The sequence below is a fragment of the Streptomyces blattellae genome (assembly GCF_009709555.1).
In the GTDB taxonomy this organism is placed as follows: Bacteria; Actinomycetota; Actinomycetes; order Streptomycetales; family Streptomycetaceae; genus Streptomyces; species Streptomyces blattellae.
The window spans coordinates 54,979-69,176 of sequence record NZ_WJBG01000212.1 but is presented as its reverse complement, the minus strand read 5'-3'; the positions used below and the strand labels follow the sequence as shown (position 1 = coordinate 69,176).

The following is a 14,198-nucleotide window of genomic DNA, read 5'->3' as shown; positions in this document are numbered from 1 at the left end:
CTGCTGCTGGTGGTGCTGGTGACCGCGGGCAACGTCACCGACCGGCAGGCCGCACGGCACCTGCTGCCCGAACTGCGGGCCCGGTTTTCGAAGATCACGCTGGTGTGGGCCGACGGCGGTTATCGCGGACGGCTGGTGACCTGGGCGAAGGAAAAGCTGCAGCTCACCCTGGAGATCGTGAAGCGCAGTGACGACATGACCGGATTCGTGGTGTTGCCGAGACGGTGGGTGGTCGAGCGCACGCTGGGGTGGCTGATGCGCTCGCGGCGTCTGGTGCGGGACTTCGAGACGCGGCCCGCCTCCAGCGAGGCGTTCGTCTACTTCTCGCAGGCCATGCTCATGAGCCGCCGCCTGGCCCGCCGGACGCCGGTGCCGCCGACGGCCGGGCGGTCGCAGTGGACGGTCGCGGCGTGAACCGCCCGGTCGGCAACGCTTCCAGCCAGCCCCGCCCGGCCAGCCGCCTGGCCTTCGAGCGCACTCCCTCGACCTTCGCCGGCACCGCCTCAAGACCCAGCCGGACGGCCAGTTCCTTTGCCGAGATCCCTTCACCGCCAGCCGTCTCGTCCGTCACGAGCTCCACGATCCGCCGGTAGTCCGCCGCGAGCGCATCCCCGTTCATCCCCTCGCGCCACGGCGGCACGACGGAGCCCGCGACCGGAGCCGCCTGCGTCTTCGCGGGCTCGACCGGCTCTGGAACGTCAGTGGTGGGCGCGGCCAGGGCCTCGGCCAGCTCCGCCCTCGCGATCACCCGACGTTCCAACACCGCTTCGGCATCGGCGAGTTCGGCAAGAATCCGCTCGGATTCCTCCCGGAGCACCTCCGCCCGCGCCCGGGCAGCCGTCTCCCGTTCCTCCAGCAGCCCCATCACCGACGTCACCGGGCACCTCCGCATCGCCAAGCACGAACCGAACGTCCGAACCCTGCACCAGTGACGCCGAAACCATGCCTGACCAGCGGAAACCCAACGATCACATCCGGAAAGACAACGGCTTCTCACCGCAGGACTCTGGTCCGGCCTCGCCCACCGCCACTACCGACTCGTCCGCCGAGCCGAGACCCTTCACGACCTGGTCCGAGTCAAAGGGCCCGAAGTCGAGCCGGACAGGAAGGCGCCCTGGCTGACAGCAGCCGGATTCCCCGAACGCGTCGCGCTGATCCACATGTTCACGTCCCCCCGCTGGAGGAAACTGGCGATGAGCGACGACTTCTACGTCTCCCTCAGCAGCATCGCCCAGTTCCACCAGCGCTTCCCCACCCAGAGCCCGATTCGCGGCACCAGCCGCATCTGGCTCACGAAAACCGTCAAGTCAACGGCCGCGGAGATCGAGTATCGGCTCGGCAACCCCGACGGGATAGCCACACTCATCGCCGCGAGAACATCAATCAGCGCGTGACGATGCAGAAGGGGTGCCCAGCAGGGTCGGTGAGGACCCGCGCCTTGTCCCCATGCGGCTGGTGATCCGGCTTGCCCGCACCCAGTTCCAGCAGCCGGGCCTCGGCCTCGTCCAGGCTCTCCGCGACCTTGAAGCAGATGTGAAGCTGCTGGGGCACGATCTGGCCAGGCCAACTCGGAGCCCGGTAGTCCTCGACCCGCTGGAAGCCGATGAAGAGTCCGTCCTCACGGTTGAGACCGGCGAACTCGGCGTCAGACTTCGGGTGTGGTTCAAAGCCGGTGGCCTGCTGATAAAACGCCGCCAGAGCCAGCGGATCAGGGCAATCCAGCGTTATCGCGACCAGTTCCATCTGCAGGGGCATGAGACCTCCGAGCCGATCAGTGGACTTCCGAGCACGCCATAGAGTCGGCTGCCTACCGTTGAGCGGGACGGGGAGAGCGCGTTCGTTCCACTCAACAGTAAGCACAGCAGGTCAGAGCCCCACCATGCCAACAGTTATCTGGGACAGGACACCTGTGACTGAGCACGTGACCCGTCTCGCTGAAGGTGGGCCAGTCTCGGTCCATCTGAGCCATCCACCCGCGCGTCTCAGCTTGACTCTGTCGGGGATCTTGGAGCCGTCGAGGTCAACTGCCCAGGGTTCGCCAGGACTTCAGGCGTGGAGTCTCCCGTTGGTCGAGGTACCTCTGGAAGGAAGTCGGCTGACGGGGCGTGGGTGCTTCCACGGCTGGTGGCAGTCCGCTGAGGCGCTCGATGTTGACGGCGATGGCTGTCAGGACGTGCTGGACGTGAGCCTTTCTCTGTCCTCGGTAGCGGCAGCGCCGCATGCCGTGTCCGTGGGCAAACTCGTTGACCGTGCCCTCCACTCCGGAGCGGACCGCGTAGCGGGCCTTCCACTCGGACGTCTGTTGCTCGGTGCGGACGCGGAGTTGCAGGTCGCGGAGCTCTCGTGGAGGAAAGCCCACGGTGCGGTGGCTTTCGCGGGAGGTGGTGCACTGAGCGCGAGCCGGGCAGGGCTGGCACTGGCTCTTGGTGAACCGTGCCACGATCAGCGGGGCCGCGGTGGGCGAGGAAGTCGGGTAGGGGCCGTGCCAGCCCGCGCTGACCTGCCCCTGGGGACAGGTGACCTGCCGACGATCGAAGTCGATGTGGAAGTCGTCCCGGGCGAAGCCCTCGCCTCGGCGGTGCTGACGGGTGGGGTTGCTCTTCAGCGGACCGAGGACGGTGACCTGGTGTTCGCGGGCGGCCTGTTCCAGGTGGGGCAGGGAGGTGTAGCCGGCGTCGACCAGGTGCTCGGCAGGCAACAGCCCGCGACGCGCCAGGCGGGTGTGGATGCCGGGCAGGACCTGGCTGTCGTGGGTGGTGGCCGCGGTGGTGGCGACATCCGTGATCACGTTGGGGCCGTCGGGAGCACAGGTCTCGGTCAGATGGGCGGCGAACCCCTTCCAGCTGATGATGTGTCCGTGCCGCGCGTAGCGGGCCGAGGTGTCGTAGGGCGAGATGATCGCCCTCGACGACGGCGGCAGACCCACCCCGCCTTCCTTCTCGGCGGTGCGCCAGCGCAGCTGTCCCGCGGCATCACGGTGATAGTTCTGCACCATGATCTGCCGCAGAGCCTGGATGCGAGGACCGGACATGCGGTCCGGTCCGTACCGGTAGAGGTGTTCCAGAAGCCGGACGGCGTCGTTTCCGGTGGCAAGGATCCTGGTCATGGGCTTGGTGGGGTTCTTGCCCAGGCGGACCGGCCTGCCGTAGCGCAGCCCCCAGCCCTCATCGACCAGCTCGTCCAGCAGATGAGGAGAGATGCCTGCGACCTCTTCGAGTGCGGCGCGAACCGCCTCGGTGACCAGCTCCAGGCGGGTCAGGTCACGCACCGCGGCCAGGACGTGGGTGGAGTCGGTGCGCTGCGTGGTGCGCTCGCGGACGAGACCGGCCTCCTTCAGGCGCGCGAGTGCGAGGTCGAGGAGGCGGTCGGCGCGGCCGTCCTCGGCGAGGCGGTCTCGGAAGTCGGCCAGCACGCTGTGGTGGAAGCCGGGGTCGTCCAACTCCATGGCCATCGCATATTTGAAGTCGATGCGGCAGCGGACCGCCTCGGCGGCCTGCCGGTCGGACAGGCCGAGCAGGAACTGCAGCACACAAACGGTTGCCAGTTGAGCAGGCGAGAGACCCGGACGCCCGTCCCGCGGGTACCAGTCGGCGAAGTCCTCGTCGCACCACAGCCCATCGAGGCGGTCACGCACCCATATCGCCGTCGTGCCGCCCGGGTTGCTCGCCCGCGCAACCTGCGCAGTCAGAGACGGGACCTGCTCACCGGAACGGGGACGAAGGGACAACGAGCACCTCGACAGATGTATCGGTCAGCGGAACTACACGAGCATGCCCGTCGATCTTGCTGCCGCACCGGGAAACTCCAAGATCCCCGACAGAGTCAAGCTCAGAGCCATCCTTGCGGAAACCATTGGTGCCCGGTTTGCTCCGCTGATGGACTGACGTCCTACCGTGAGTCTGCCGCGTGACGGAGGTAGTGGTTGTGACAGGCTATGACGTGCTTGCCGAGGTGTACGAATGGCTCATCTCGGATGCAAAGTTGCCTCCAGCCGAGTTCGCTGCGTCGTTCGACGCCGTCCTCAATCTCCTGCCGTCGAACGCTCACGTCCTCGACTGTTCGTGCGGAACCGGACAGTTGGCGGTTGGCCTCGCTGGTCGTGGCATGCAGGTTGTCGCAACTGACGCCAGCGAGGCGATGGTTCGGCGGACTGCAGAGTTGTCTAAGGAGTTCGGGGCATCCATCCGGGCCGTACGGGCGAACTGGGAAGAGTTGCCCGACCATTTCCAGGACAACACGTTCGACATGGTGTTCTGCGTTGGCAACTCGCTTCACCATGCCGCGGGCGCGACGGGCAGGGGCGCTGCTCTGGAGTCGATGTCACGGCTTCTGCGCCCCGGCGGGCGCTTGGTACTCACATCCCGTACTTGGGAACTCGTGAGGGCCAGAGGTTCCCGGCTGGAGATCAGTGACCGACTCGTCCGCCGGAACGGTCGCGATGCCGTCGTGGTCTACCGCTGGGAGATTGCGCCGCATTGGGAGGAGGAGCACCACATCGAGATTGCGATCGCGCAAGTTGATGCGACCGGGTTGGTTCTTGTCCGCTCGGAACTGCTGTCCTGCTGGCCCTACCGGTACGAGGAACTCGAAGTCGAGCTGCACCGGGTCGGACTCCAAACGGAACTGAGCACGTTCGATCTTGAGGCCGAGAACTACATGGTGGTCGCGAGCAAGGTATAAACACCGGACTCTCAGTTCCTGGCCGGACCGCGCGGTTGCTCGAGGGACGACGATGAGCACCTGCCCGAGCAGTACCCCTGCCTGGGTTCGCGTCCTCGATCGCTCAGTAATCGCGAACTCAGGCGCTTTAGTTGGCGACTACATCGGCGACAGCACCCGAGCCGAAATCGCCTACGCCCGGTCGCTGGGCAGGCCCGTGCGGTTCACGCACCCCGAAGTCGACCCTGACGCCTGACCGCCCGCTGCGACCTCGACATCCAAGGTCGGCAGCCCGCCGCATGACCGTCTTGCGGTGGCTCGGCCACCGCCCACCCCACACGCCCTGTAGACCTCCCTTGGAATTGATCTAGGACTGACAGCGTGCAAAGAGGACCGCACCTGGAACGCTTTCGTCGGGATCGATCAGCATTTGGGCCTCGACGGTGAACCCGGCATCGCGTAGCCAGGCCGCCACTTGGTCAGGCTGGCGGCGGTGAACGTGGACGTTCATCGGGTGGCCGCCGTAGCCCTGCGTCTTCAGCCTCGCTCCGTCGCCGACGTGAAAGCCGAGCAGCAGTGGTCCGCCGGGACGCAACACGCGCCGGAAGTGGCCGAAGACCGTGGGCACTGCTTCGTCGGGGACGTGAATCAACGACCAAAATGCGAGCAGGCCGACGACTGAAGCATCGGCGAGGTCGAGGTCGGTCATTGAGCCCACCTCGAACCGCAGGCTGGGGTGGTCACGCCGAGCCACGTCGATCATCACGGATGAAAGGTCAATGCCGAAAGCGTCCACACCCAGCTCGTGCAGGTGAGCGGTGACGTGTCCAGGTCCGCAGCCCACGTCCGCCACCGGCCCACCGCCAGCGGCGTGCAGCAAGTCGGCGAACAGCGCCAGAGCAGCCCGAAGATATGGCGCCCCGGCCAAAGCCTCGCGTAGCTGATCGGCATAGCTGACCGCGACCGTGTCGTAGGAGGTCCGGGTGTCTGCCAACCAGCGGTCCGCGTTCATGGCTCGACAGATTAGTGCTGCGATCAGGATGACGAACCAGATCCACTGAGATCAACGACGAATCGGAGCCAGGTCACTTGAGACGGAGACCAGCTCCTTCGAGACGGGACAAGATGCCCGGATTCCACCGAGGCAAGCGGGGTCCTGGACGTCTCAACCAACTCCGGGCACCCAGGTCAGCAGACCGCGCTACCCGCAATCACCTGAGACAGGACATGACTGAGCACGATAGACGTCGCATTTGCAGTGCATCTGTCGTCTTCGATGTCCCGCCCCCTGGTGCAGGGAGTCGAGACCCGCTCGTTTGGAACCTTGCCGAGATGGCCGGGGCCTGGGGCTGCGGTGATGTTGTGATCAGCGGGAGGCAGGCGCGATGGAAGGACGAATGTCGCGGGCGGAGCCGGCATCGGTGCGCCGGATGTGCCGAACCGCGGCTCCGGTCCGTACGTCCGGCAGGGAGGCGAGGTGCCGGGGCAGGAGTCGGTGATCGTGGCCAGGGTCGGCCAGAACTTGATGTAGGCCCAGCGATGCCGTGCGCGTCCCCATGGAGTGCCCGGGGACAGCAGCTGCGCCGTTCCTCCGTATCGCCCTCCGAGGCGACGACATGGACGGCAAGGGAGGCCCGGCGTGCAGGGCGGCCCAGTCGCATGGGAAACACGGTGCCGGGCCGGGTCGGTGAGGTCGTGTGACGGCGGGAGCAATGCCGCGTACCGGCGTCGGCGTACGGAGCCCGGTGCATGTGCGCTCTCGCGGAGCGAGGCGAGGCGAGGCGGGGCGGGGCGGGGCGGGGCGGGGCGGGGCGGGCCGATTCGCCGTCGTCCGCGCACGGAGCTGAGGGCGGCCTCAAGCAGGAGTGAAGACGGGGCGCGGGGCAACACGCTGGTGGCCCTCAAGGATCGGGCGAATGCGCTTGCCGCGCACCCTCTCCCCGGTTAGCGTCCCCTCCATGACTGCCGGGTCGGCCTTGTGCCGTGAGCGAGTTGGGTGCCCGGCCTCCGAGTGAGGCCATGGTGGGCGAGAGGCCCGCCGCTTCTTTCTCTTCGCCGTATCTCCCACCCGTGCGTCCGCATGGGACATCAGCGATCGAGAAAAGAAGCGAAAAGAGACGTATGCCCAACGACTTCAACCAACAGGTCATCGACGAGTTCCGCGCCGGCAACGGCGTCGTGGGCGGCTACTTCGAAGGTGCCCGGCTCCTCCTGCTGACCACCACGGGCGCCCGCAGCGGCACCCCGCACACCACGCCTCTCGGCTACCTCCCCGACGGCGCCGACCGAGTCCTGGTCATCGCCTCGGCCGGTGGCTCCCCCCGGCACCCCGCCTGGTACCACAACCTCCTCGCCAACCCTCAAGTCACCGTCGAGAGCGGCGCGTTCACGTATGCCGCGCGGGCCGTCGTCCTGGCGGGCGAGGAGCGGGACCAGGCCTTCGCGCGAGCCGTCGCGACGGACCCGGGCTGGGCGGCGTACCAGGAGAAGGCGGGCCGGGTGATACCCGTGGTCGCGCTGTACGAGATCGCGCAGGACGGTCCGCCCGACATCAGGGCAGGCTCCCTCGGCGAGGCGATCAAGGTCGTCCATGACGGCTTCCGCCGTGAACTCGCCCTGATCCGCAAGGAGATGGCCGACGGCACCGCCCTCAGCGCCCAGCTCCGCGTCAACTGCCTCACCTTCTGCCACGGCCTGCACAACCACCACACCGGCGAGGACATGGGCCTGTTCCCCGTCCTCGCCGACCGGCACCCCGCGGCCGCCCCCGTCCTGGCCCGGCTCCGCGAGGAGCACGAGCGGATCGCCGAGCTGGTGGAGGAGCTGCGCGCCGCCGTATCCGCCGAGGGAGATCGAGCGGACGCCGAGATCGGGCGACTGGCGAACGAGCTGGAAGCTCATCTGACCTACGAGGAGGAGCAGTTGATCCCGCTCATGGAATCGGTCTGAACCCGTCGGGCGGCCGGGGACGCCGAGCCCTCCGCCGGCAATCCGCTGCGTTGTCCGCGGGTGTGTGTCGTGGTTGTCGCTCCCACCATGGCGGCGGACCGCAGATCGACACGGCCCCGCGCCCGCCGGGAGCGCTGCCGAACCGCACCGGGGACCTTCCCCGGCCCCGCTCAGAACGGCAACGGCCGCCCGTGCACCACCTCCAGCCGCGACACCGCCCGCGTCAGGACGACGTACAGCCGGTGCAGCCCCCGTTCCTCCGCCTCCGCGATCGTCGCGGGCTCGACGGCGACGACATGGTCGTACTCCAGCCCTTTGACGACGCTCGCGGGTACGACGGACACCCGCGCCCCCAGCTCGTCCGGCCCGCCCACCACGATCCCGGCCGCCCCGAGCGCCGACCGCACCCGGTCCACGTCCACATCGGCGGCGACGACCCCGATGGACCCTTCGCGACCGATGGCGGCACGCACGGCGTCGACGACCGCCCCCGGCAGATCGCCGTCCGCCTTCCGGAAGCCCAGCTCCCCGTCCCCACGCAGCGACCGCGCGGCCGGCACCTCCACATCCAGCCGCGCCAGCAGCCGGTTCGCCAGGCCTACGACGGCCCGCGGCATCCGGAACCCGGTGGTGAGCGGCACCACGGCGGCGTCCGGTTTCCCGAGGTGGGCGAGGAGCGCCGGCCAGGATCGCGCGGCCCACGGCGTGGTCCCCTGCGCCAGATCCCCGAGCACGGTCAGCGACCCGAAGGACGCCCGGCGGGCGATGGCCCGGCACTCCATCGGGGAGAGATCCTGCGCCTCGTCGACAACGAGGTGGCCGTACCCCGGGGGATGCTCCATGAGCCCGGCGACCTCGTCGAGCAGGACGAGATCGGCGGCCGACCAGCGCGCCGACTTCCATGAACGCGGCGGCCGGGCCCACAGCAGCGCCTTCTGCTCGTCGGCGTCGAACAGCCCACCCGCTGCGCCGGCCAACTCATCCGCGTCGGCGAGAAGTCGGGCGACGACCTCCTCGGGCCGCACGCGCGGCCATACGGCGTCCACGTGCTCGCCGATCGCCCGCGCCCGCTCGATCTTCCGTACCCAGGCGCCCGGCACCACCCCCGCACGCCGCTCCGCCTGCTCCCGAATGCGCTCCACGATCCGCGTCCGCACCCGCTCCCGCCCGATGGCGTACGGCGGCTGTTCGGCAAGCACCCGTGCGACGATCCGCTCCAGTTCGTCGCCGGAGACCCGCCACCGGTACGAACCGTCCGGTACGGCAACGGAGCCGGCGCTCTCGGCGGACACGCGCGCGTACAGCGCCCGCCGCAGGACGTCGGCCATCCGGACGTCGTGCTTGAGGAGGGCGGCAGCCGGCTCGTCGCTGCCGTTCACAGGGTGCCGGGCGATCTCCTCGATGAGCGTCGACTGCCGTACGCCGGTCTCGCCGAGGGCGGGCAGCACCTCGGAGATGTAGGAGAGAAAGGTGCGGTTGGGCCCGAGGATGAGCAGTCCGCCGCGCCGGATGCGCTGCGGGTGGGTGTAGAGGAGATAGGCGGCGCGATGCAGACCCACGGCTGTCTTGCCGGTGCCGGGAGCGCCCTGTACGCACACCGAATCGGCGAGACCACCTCGTACGAGATCGTCCTGCTCGGGCTGGATGGTCGCCGCGATGTCCCGCATGGGCCCGACGCGGGGGCGTTCGATCTCGCGGACGACGATGCCGCTGGCGTGCTCCTCGCCCCGGCCGAGGTGCTCGTCCTCCAGCCCGGTCAGATCGGCGGAGTCACCGCGGCTGCCGGGAGCCCACCCGAACCGCCGCCGCACCACGACGTCCTGCGGTTCACGGGCACTGGCCTGGTAGAAGGCCCGTGAGACGGGCGCGCGCCAGTCGACGACGAGGGGCGGCACGGCGGGGTGCTCGGTGATCCGCAGCCGCCCGATGTGGTAGCTCTGCCCGATGTGGCAGCTCTGCCCGATGTGGTAGTTCTGCGCGCCGTGCTCACTGTCGGTCCGGAAATCCAGCCGGCAGGACGAGGTCCTCCTTCGCCGGGAAGTACCGGAACAGCGTCGGCTTGGAGATCTCGGCCGCGGCGGCGATCTCCGCGACGGAGACGGCATCGAAGCCCTTCTCCATGAACAGCCGGATCGCGATGTCCGACACGGACTGGTACATCCGCTGCTTTTTGCGCTCGCGCAGACCCGCGTTGCCGGTGCTCATGGCTGCGAAGCGTAGCTGCGGCGCCAGCGCGTCAGGGCCACCGCGGTCTCGCACGGCGTCGGAACCGAGGTCAGGCCCAGGGGCACCGCGCCGTTCCGCAGGACCTTGCGCAGCCGCGGCACCGTCGCACGCAGGGAGGCATCGTTCGCCAGATCGAGCGCGGCTCTGATGACATCGGTGAAGACGGACTGGGCATGCTTGAAGGCGAGGATGCGCGGCAGGTCCTCCTGCCAGTGCCGGGAGGCGCCCATGGCGGCGTCCTCGATCGATGCCGTCCACAGTTCGACGACCCTGTGGGCCTGGTACTGGGGGTAGCGCATCAGGTGCAGATGCGTCGCCAGGTCGTAGAGCGGGTCCCCGAAGACCGCCAGTTCCCAGTCGATGGCCCACAGCCGGCCGACCGGATCCAGGATCAGGTTCTCCCGGTGCAGATCGCCATGGAGAAGGTGGAAGGGGCGCTCCGTGAGCCCGCCCAGGTGCCTGCGCAATCGTTTGAAGGCGTCCCTGTCGACTCCGATGTCCCGGAAGAGCGTGCCGAACCTGTGCTCGTTGCGTGCGTACACCTGCTCCTCCGCGAAGTGCACGAGCCGCTCCAGGAATCCGTGACTGTCCCCGTCCTGCTCCCGGTCCTCCAAGGGGACTCGCCAGCGCACGGGAACGGAGTCGGGCCGTACCGATGCGAGATTCCGCACCAGGCCCATGAGTTGCGCGACGACGGCGTCCGGTATCTCCGTCCCCGTACGGAAGCGGGAACCGAGCGTCTGCCCCTCGATGTACCGATGGAGGGTCGCGGAGCCGACGCGGATCACGTCCGGAACGCCGGAAACCCGGCCGGCCAGGGCGATCAGCAGCTCCTCCTCGTCGAAGGCCCTGCGATCGCACCAGATCACGTTCCGCCGTGGTTCCCGCAGCTTCCAGCGACCCGCACCGGGCGCTTCGCGGTGCGGGAAGGCATACGTCTCGTGGTGGTAACCCGCGAGCGGTCCGTGCAGGGGCTGATCCCCGGCCATCTCCCGTGCGCGTCGGCGAGTGCGCCTCGCCGCGTCGAGTGCCGCCTCGTCAATCCTCATCAAGGAGTCGAGCATAAGAGCTGAGGACCAGTTTGGCGCCCGCGGTCCGCAATTCCGACTCCTTTCGGTCGTCACGGCCGTACCCGATGAAGCCGACCCCCGCCCTCTCCGCCGCGCCCACGTCGGCCGGGGAGTCGCCGATCATCACCGCTTCGTGGCTGCACAGACCGAGGCTGCCGAGGGCCCGCTTGACGACGTCGGGGTCGGGCTTCATCCGGTCGATGTCGCGAGTGCGCCCGTGAACGGCGGCGAAGCAGCCCCGCAGTCCCGTGGACTTCAGGTAGTACGAGGCCGCCCGCGCCGAGTTGTTGGTGACCACGGCGAGCCGCAGCCCCCGTCCCACCAGCCCGCGGATGAGCCTGTCCGCGCCCGGGGTGAGTTCCGGCTTGCGCCGAGCGGCGTACAGCTCACCCTTGGTGACCGTCTTCTCCAGGACGCGGACCAAGGCCGCGTCGTCCCACCGCGCCCGGTGTACGGCACGCAGCACGGCGTGCGGGTCCTTGTCCCGCTCCTCTTCCTCCGACAGGAGGCTGTACGCGCCCGCCCTGGACACAAGTGCCCGCAGCTCATCGGCGACGGGCCTCGACGAGTCGCCGGGGAAGAGCCGGCAGACGGGACCGTCGAAGTCGAAGAGGACGCCGCGGACCCCGGTGAGCAGCGAACGGACGTCGCTCACCGCGTCGGCTTCAACAGACATGCCGCTCCAGGCTCTCCAAGCTCTCCAGGGGCTCGGTGCCCGTCGGCGGGCCCGGACGGGGGCCCGGTCCGCGTCCCGTGCTGAGCCCCCTGCGGACGCCTCTGGGCTGGTCCGCGCCCGGACACCACCCGTTCCCGCCCCTGCTCCGCCGGCCGCCGGGCCGCTTGCGGTCCTCCTCCGGGACGGGTCTGGCGGCACTGTCCATGGCATGCCACTCGCGCAACGCGCGCACGGCCGTGGCCTCGTCGACGGGGTCGCTCTCCGGTGTCAGCCACTCCCAAGCCCGGTGCAGGGCCCGGCGCACCTGGTGCGCGGCCGTGACGACGTCCTCGGTGTCCGGCTCGTCGGGGAGCGCGAGGGCGGCCCGCATCACGTCCGGAAAGACCGACTGGACGTACTCGAAGCCGAGGTACGTGTCGAGGTCCCGGTCCAGGCCGGCCGTCAGCGCCGTGTGCCCTGCCCGCTCCATCGCCTCGGCCCACCGCTCTGTCGCCAGCTTCCGCTCCGTGTCGGAGTAGCCCATGCGGACCACGTGCGTCGCCAGGTCGTGCAGCGGGTCGCCGTACAGGCAGAGTTCCCAGTCCAGCACCGAGAGCCGTTCACCGTCCTCGGTCGGTGTCACGATCACATTGGACCGGTGGACGTCCGTGTGGAGGAGGGTGAAGGGGCGCCGGGTGAGTTCGGGCCTGGAGCGGAGGAAGTCGTCCACCATGCCGGACGGGATCTCCAGGGCCTTGAACAGCGCGCCGAAGCGGGGCCGGTTGCGCCGGTGGACCTGATGCTCGGTGTAGGCGGCCAGCCGGTGCAGGAAGGCCTGGCTGTCGCCGCTGTCCGGCCAGTCGGACGGCCGCGGGGGCAGAGCGTCGGCCGGTACGTCGGCCAGTCGGGCGAAGAACCGGGCCAGCCGCGTGATCCGCTCCTCGCCCACCGGCTCCCGCCCCGTCTCCTCGGACAGGGACCGTCCCGCGACATAGGCGTGCACTGACCAGTCACCGAAGTCCCAGAGGCAGCGTGGGACATCGTCCATCCGCTCGCTCACCACGCGCAGCACCTCGGACTCCCGCCAGAGTCGGGGCACGGCTTCGACGGTCTCCAAGGGCACCCGGAAGTTTGCTCGCATCTGCCCGGAGTCCATCCCGAGCAGATACGCCAGTGGCCGGCCCAGCGGGAGGATGTGGTTGCTGTTGTGGTGACCGACGACCACTTCACCGTCGGCACTGAGGCGGCGCCGCCCGGCGAAGAAGCGCACGAGCGCTTCCTGGGTTCGGTGGGGCAGATGGGGCCGCATGGGCGGCGATCATAGTGCGTGCAGTGACGGTTCTCACGTTTATCCACGATGCGGACACCCCTTGCCGGAAATCGCGGTTACTGCCCTGACCTGCGGACTTTCAGTCCTGTTCCGGCCGGTTTGCGACCAGGTTCCAGCAACACTCGAACCACTCTCTGTAATCGTCATAGTCCGAGTCAGCGTCGGTTCCACTGCTCTTCACATAGTGACGGAGGCTCACGCCGACGCCCTTGACGTCGACCGCCTGCCTGACCATGGTGCCGTCGTCGAGCCGGATCGGCCCTTCCACCGGGGAGTAGAGCCCCTTGAGGGCATCGGCGTCGTTGAACAGGTAGAGCTTGAAATTGGGCGTCCAGGCCACCCTCCGGACCTCAAGGACGGCATCCACTCCGGCGGCCCTGAGCCGCTCGCAGTAGTCCCCCATCTCCGCCACGTGCACCCGCGCCCTGTTCCGCCAGCGCTCACGGACGCGTTCGTCGTCCTTCGGGTCTTTCGGCGCCCGGGGGTACAGCAGGTCCGCGCTCTCCGAGGGCAGCATCATCCGGACCGTCACCCGGGCAGGGGTGAGACTCCTGGCCTCGACGCGTTCCACCTGGGCCCTGAAGTGGCCGACCAGCGACTCGCTGGTGAGCGATACGACATCCAGTGACACCTCGGACTCCGCGAAGGCCCTGTCGATGAAGTCGTAGAGGGTGGGCTCCCCTTGCGCATCGCGCGCCTCGGGCAGCCGTACCACCCAGCTGCCCTTGCCCTGCCTGGTCTCGATGTAGCCCTCTTCGGCGAGCCGCCGGAAGACCTTCTGGACGACGTCCCGCGAGACCCCCAGGTCCACGGCCAGGTCCCGCTGTCCTTCCAGATAGGAACCCACGACGAGGTTCCCGTTCCTCATGCGCTCCATCAAGTGGTTGCGCACAAAGCGGAACTGACGGCCGCCGCCCTCGTCACTCTCCGAAGTACCCACACGCCGAAGCTACCGCCTTCGTGCCACCGAGGCACCACTTGCCGTCAATAAACCCCAATTATTGGACGGCCGGTTAGCGGATCAATCAGACCGGGAACAGTCCAGTCAGGCACAACCAGTCCAATTGGTCGGAAGGTTGTCGAGAAGTTGGTGGGGGACCGTGGAAACGACAGAGCGCACGAAGTTGCCCGAGGTGCCGGTGAGTTGTCCGGCGCCCGAAGTTCAGCAAGTGACGCGGAAGCGGTACGGCCGCCGGCCCCGACCGGCCGCCCTGATGCGACCAATTGGACTGCGAGTGGCCATCAAGGTGTCGCCCGCCTTCCTCCTCGCCGTGACCTGCCTGCTGTTGACCATGCAGGCCTGAGAGCC

14 protein-coding genes and 1 pseudogene are annotated in these 14,198 nt (G+C 68.5%); 5 read left to right on the top strand and 10 right to left on the bottom strand.

All coding sequences use genetic code 11. From position 1 onward, the window contains the following. Window positions 1-414, top strand: a 414-nt coding sequence (locus tag GFH49_RS28735; protein WP_155058962.1) for a transposase, incomplete at its 5' end; no start/stop codon positions are given. On the opposite strand, the gene GFH49_RS28730 is transcribed toward GFH49_RS28735, so the two are convergent. Beyond that, window positions 338-877 carry a hypothetical protein gene (locus tag GFH49_RS28730; RefSeq protein ID WP_196218157.1) on the bottom strand — a complete coding sequence of 180 codons (540 nt, stop codon included), beginning with the start codon at window positions 875-877 and terminating at the stop codon, window positions 338-340. The two genes, GFH49_RS28735 and GFH49_RS28730, sit on opposite strands and share 77 nt — an antisense overlap. A 316-nt stretch (window positions 878-1,193) precedes the next feature. Between GFH49_RS28730 and GFH49_RS28725 the strand changes: the two genes are divergently transcribed. Beyond that, on the top strand, window positions 1,194-1,394 hold the full coding sequence (locus tag GFH49_RS28725; protein WP_155058961.1) for a hypothetical protein: 201 nt from the start codon (window positions 1,194-1,196) through the stop codon (window positions 1,392-1,394). On the opposite strand, the gene GFH49_RS28720 is transcribed toward GFH49_RS28725, so the two are convergent. Both GFH49_RS28720 and GFH49_RS28715 read right to left on the bottom strand, forming a co-directional pair. Next, on the bottom strand, window positions 1,384-1,755 hold the full coding sequence (locus GFH49_RS28720) for a VOC family protein (protein ID WP_155058960.1): 372 nt from the start codon (window positions 1,753-1,755) through the stop codon (window positions 1,384-1,386). The genes GFH49_RS28725 and GFH49_RS28720 overlap by 11 nt on opposite strands. Window positions 1,756-2,020: 265 nt before the next feature. Beyond that, window positions 2,021-3,634, bottom strand: coding sequence for an IS1182 family transposase (locus GFH49_RS28715; RefSeq protein WP_230396549.1), 1,614 nt, complete (start codon window positions 3,632-3,634; stop codon window positions 2,021-2,023). A gap of 290 nt (window positions 3,635-3,924) precedes the next feature. Between GFH49_RS28715 and GFH49_RS28710 the strand changes: the two genes are divergently transcribed. Then, a complete protein-coding gene (locus tag GFH49_RS28710; RefSeq protein ID WP_155058970.1) occupies window positions 3,925-4,680 on the top strand; it encodes a class I SAM-dependent methyltransferase in 756 nt (251 codons plus the stop codon). Window positions 4,681-5,026: 346 nt separating this feature from the next. Here GFH49_RS28710 and GFH49_RS28700 read toward each other — a convergent pair whose 3' ends face one another. Next, window positions 5,027-5,671: a class I SAM-dependent methyltransferase gene (locus GFH49_RS28700; RefSeq protein ID WP_155058957.1), complete on the bottom strand. Its 645-nt coding sequence runs from the start codon at window positions 5,669-5,671 to the stop codon at window positions 5,027-5,029. A gap of 1,109 nt (window positions 5,672-6,780) precedes the next feature. Here GFH49_RS28700 and GFH49_RS28695 point away from each other — a divergent pair. Further along, complete coding sequence (locus GFH49_RS28695) at window positions 6,781-7,608, top strand: nitroreductase/quinone reductase family protein (protein WP_155058956.1); 828 nt, start codon at window positions 6,781-6,783, stop codon at window positions 7,606-7,608. Between the two features lie 170 nt (window positions 7,609-7,778). Here GFH49_RS28695 and GFH49_RS28690 read toward each other — a convergent pair whose 3' ends face one another. The 6 genes and pseudogenes from GFH49_RS28690 to GFH49_RS28665 form a co-directional block, all read right to left on the bottom strand. Continuing rightward, window positions 7,779-9,572, bottom strand: a complete 1,794-nt coding sequence (locus GFH49_RS28690; RefSeq protein WP_230396550.1) for a HelD family protein — start codon at window positions 9,570-9,572, stop codon at window positions 7,779-7,781. Between the two features lie 49 nt (window positions 9,573-9,621). Continuing rightward, window positions 9,622-9,840 (bottom strand): annotated as a pseudogene (locus GFH49_RS28685) (TetR family transcriptional regulator); the annotation flags it as partial. Then, a complete protein-coding gene (locus GFH49_RS28680) occupies window positions 9,810-10,883 on the bottom strand; it encodes a phosphotransferase (RefSeq protein ID WP_230396548.1) in 1,074 nt (357 codons plus the stop codon). The gene GFH49_RS28680 and the pseudogene GFH49_RS28685, both read right to left, overlap by 31 nt. Beyond that, window positions 10,873-11,580 (bottom strand): HAD family hydrolase, encoded by a 708-nt coding sequence (locus tag GFH49_RS28675; RefSeq protein WP_230396547.1) that lies wholly within the window; start codon window positions 11,578-11,580, stop codon window positions 10,873-10,875. Before GFH49_RS28675 ends, GFH49_RS28680 begins: the two co-directional genes overlap by 11 nt. Continuing rightward, complete coding sequence (locus GFH49_RS28670; RefSeq protein ID WP_155058955.1) at window positions 11,570-12,868, bottom strand: phosphotransferase family protein; 1,299 nt, start codon at window positions 12,866-12,868, stop codon at window positions 11,570-11,572. Before GFH49_RS28670 ends, GFH49_RS28675 begins: the two co-directional genes overlap by 11 nt. Window positions 12,869-12,968: 100 nt before the next feature. Then, window positions 12,969-13,781, bottom strand: coding sequence for a winged helix-turn-helix domain-containing protein (locus GFH49_RS28665; RefSeq protein WP_268867529.1), 813 nt, complete (start codon window positions 13,779-13,781; stop codon window positions 12,969-12,971). Window positions 13,782-14,058: 277 nt separating this feature from the next. Between GFH49_RS28665 and GFH49_RS41070 the strand changes: the two genes are divergently transcribed. Continuing rightward, a complete protein-coding gene (locus tag GFH49_RS41070) occupies window positions 14,059-14,193 on the top strand; it encodes a hypothetical protein (protein ID WP_268867528.1) in 135 nt (44 codons plus the stop codon). Window positions 14,194-14,198 lie beyond the last annotated feature (5 nt).

Coding starts and splice junctions, on each gene's coding strand:
- GFH49_RS28725 (WP_155058961.1), top strand. CDS start 1,194: ATGAGCGACGACTTCTACGTCTCCCTCAGCAGCATCGCCCAGTTCCAC.
- GFH49_RS28720 (WP_155058960.1), bottom strand. CDS start 1,755: ATGCCCCTGCAGATGGAACTGGTCGCGATAACGCTGGATTGCCCTGAT.
- GFH49_RS28700 (WP_155058957.1), bottom strand. CDS start 5,671: ATGAACGCGGACCGCTGGTTGGCAGACACCCGGACCTCCTACGACACG.
- GFH49_RS28695 (WP_155058956.1), top strand. CDS start 6,781: ATGCCCAACGACTTCAACCAACAGGTCATCGACGAGTTCCGCGCCGGC.
- GFH49_RS28680 (WP_230396548.1), bottom strand. CDS start 10,883: ATGAGGATTGACGAGGCGGCACTCGACGCGGCGAGGCGCACTCGCCGA.
- GFH49_RS28675 (WP_230396547.1), bottom strand. CDS start 11,580: ATGTCTGTTGAAGCCGACGCGGTGAGCGACGTCCGTTCGCTGCTCACC.
- GFH49_RS28670 (WP_155058955.1), bottom strand. CDS start 12,868: ATGCGGCCCCATCTGCCCCACCGAACCCAGGAAGCGCTCGTGCGCTTC.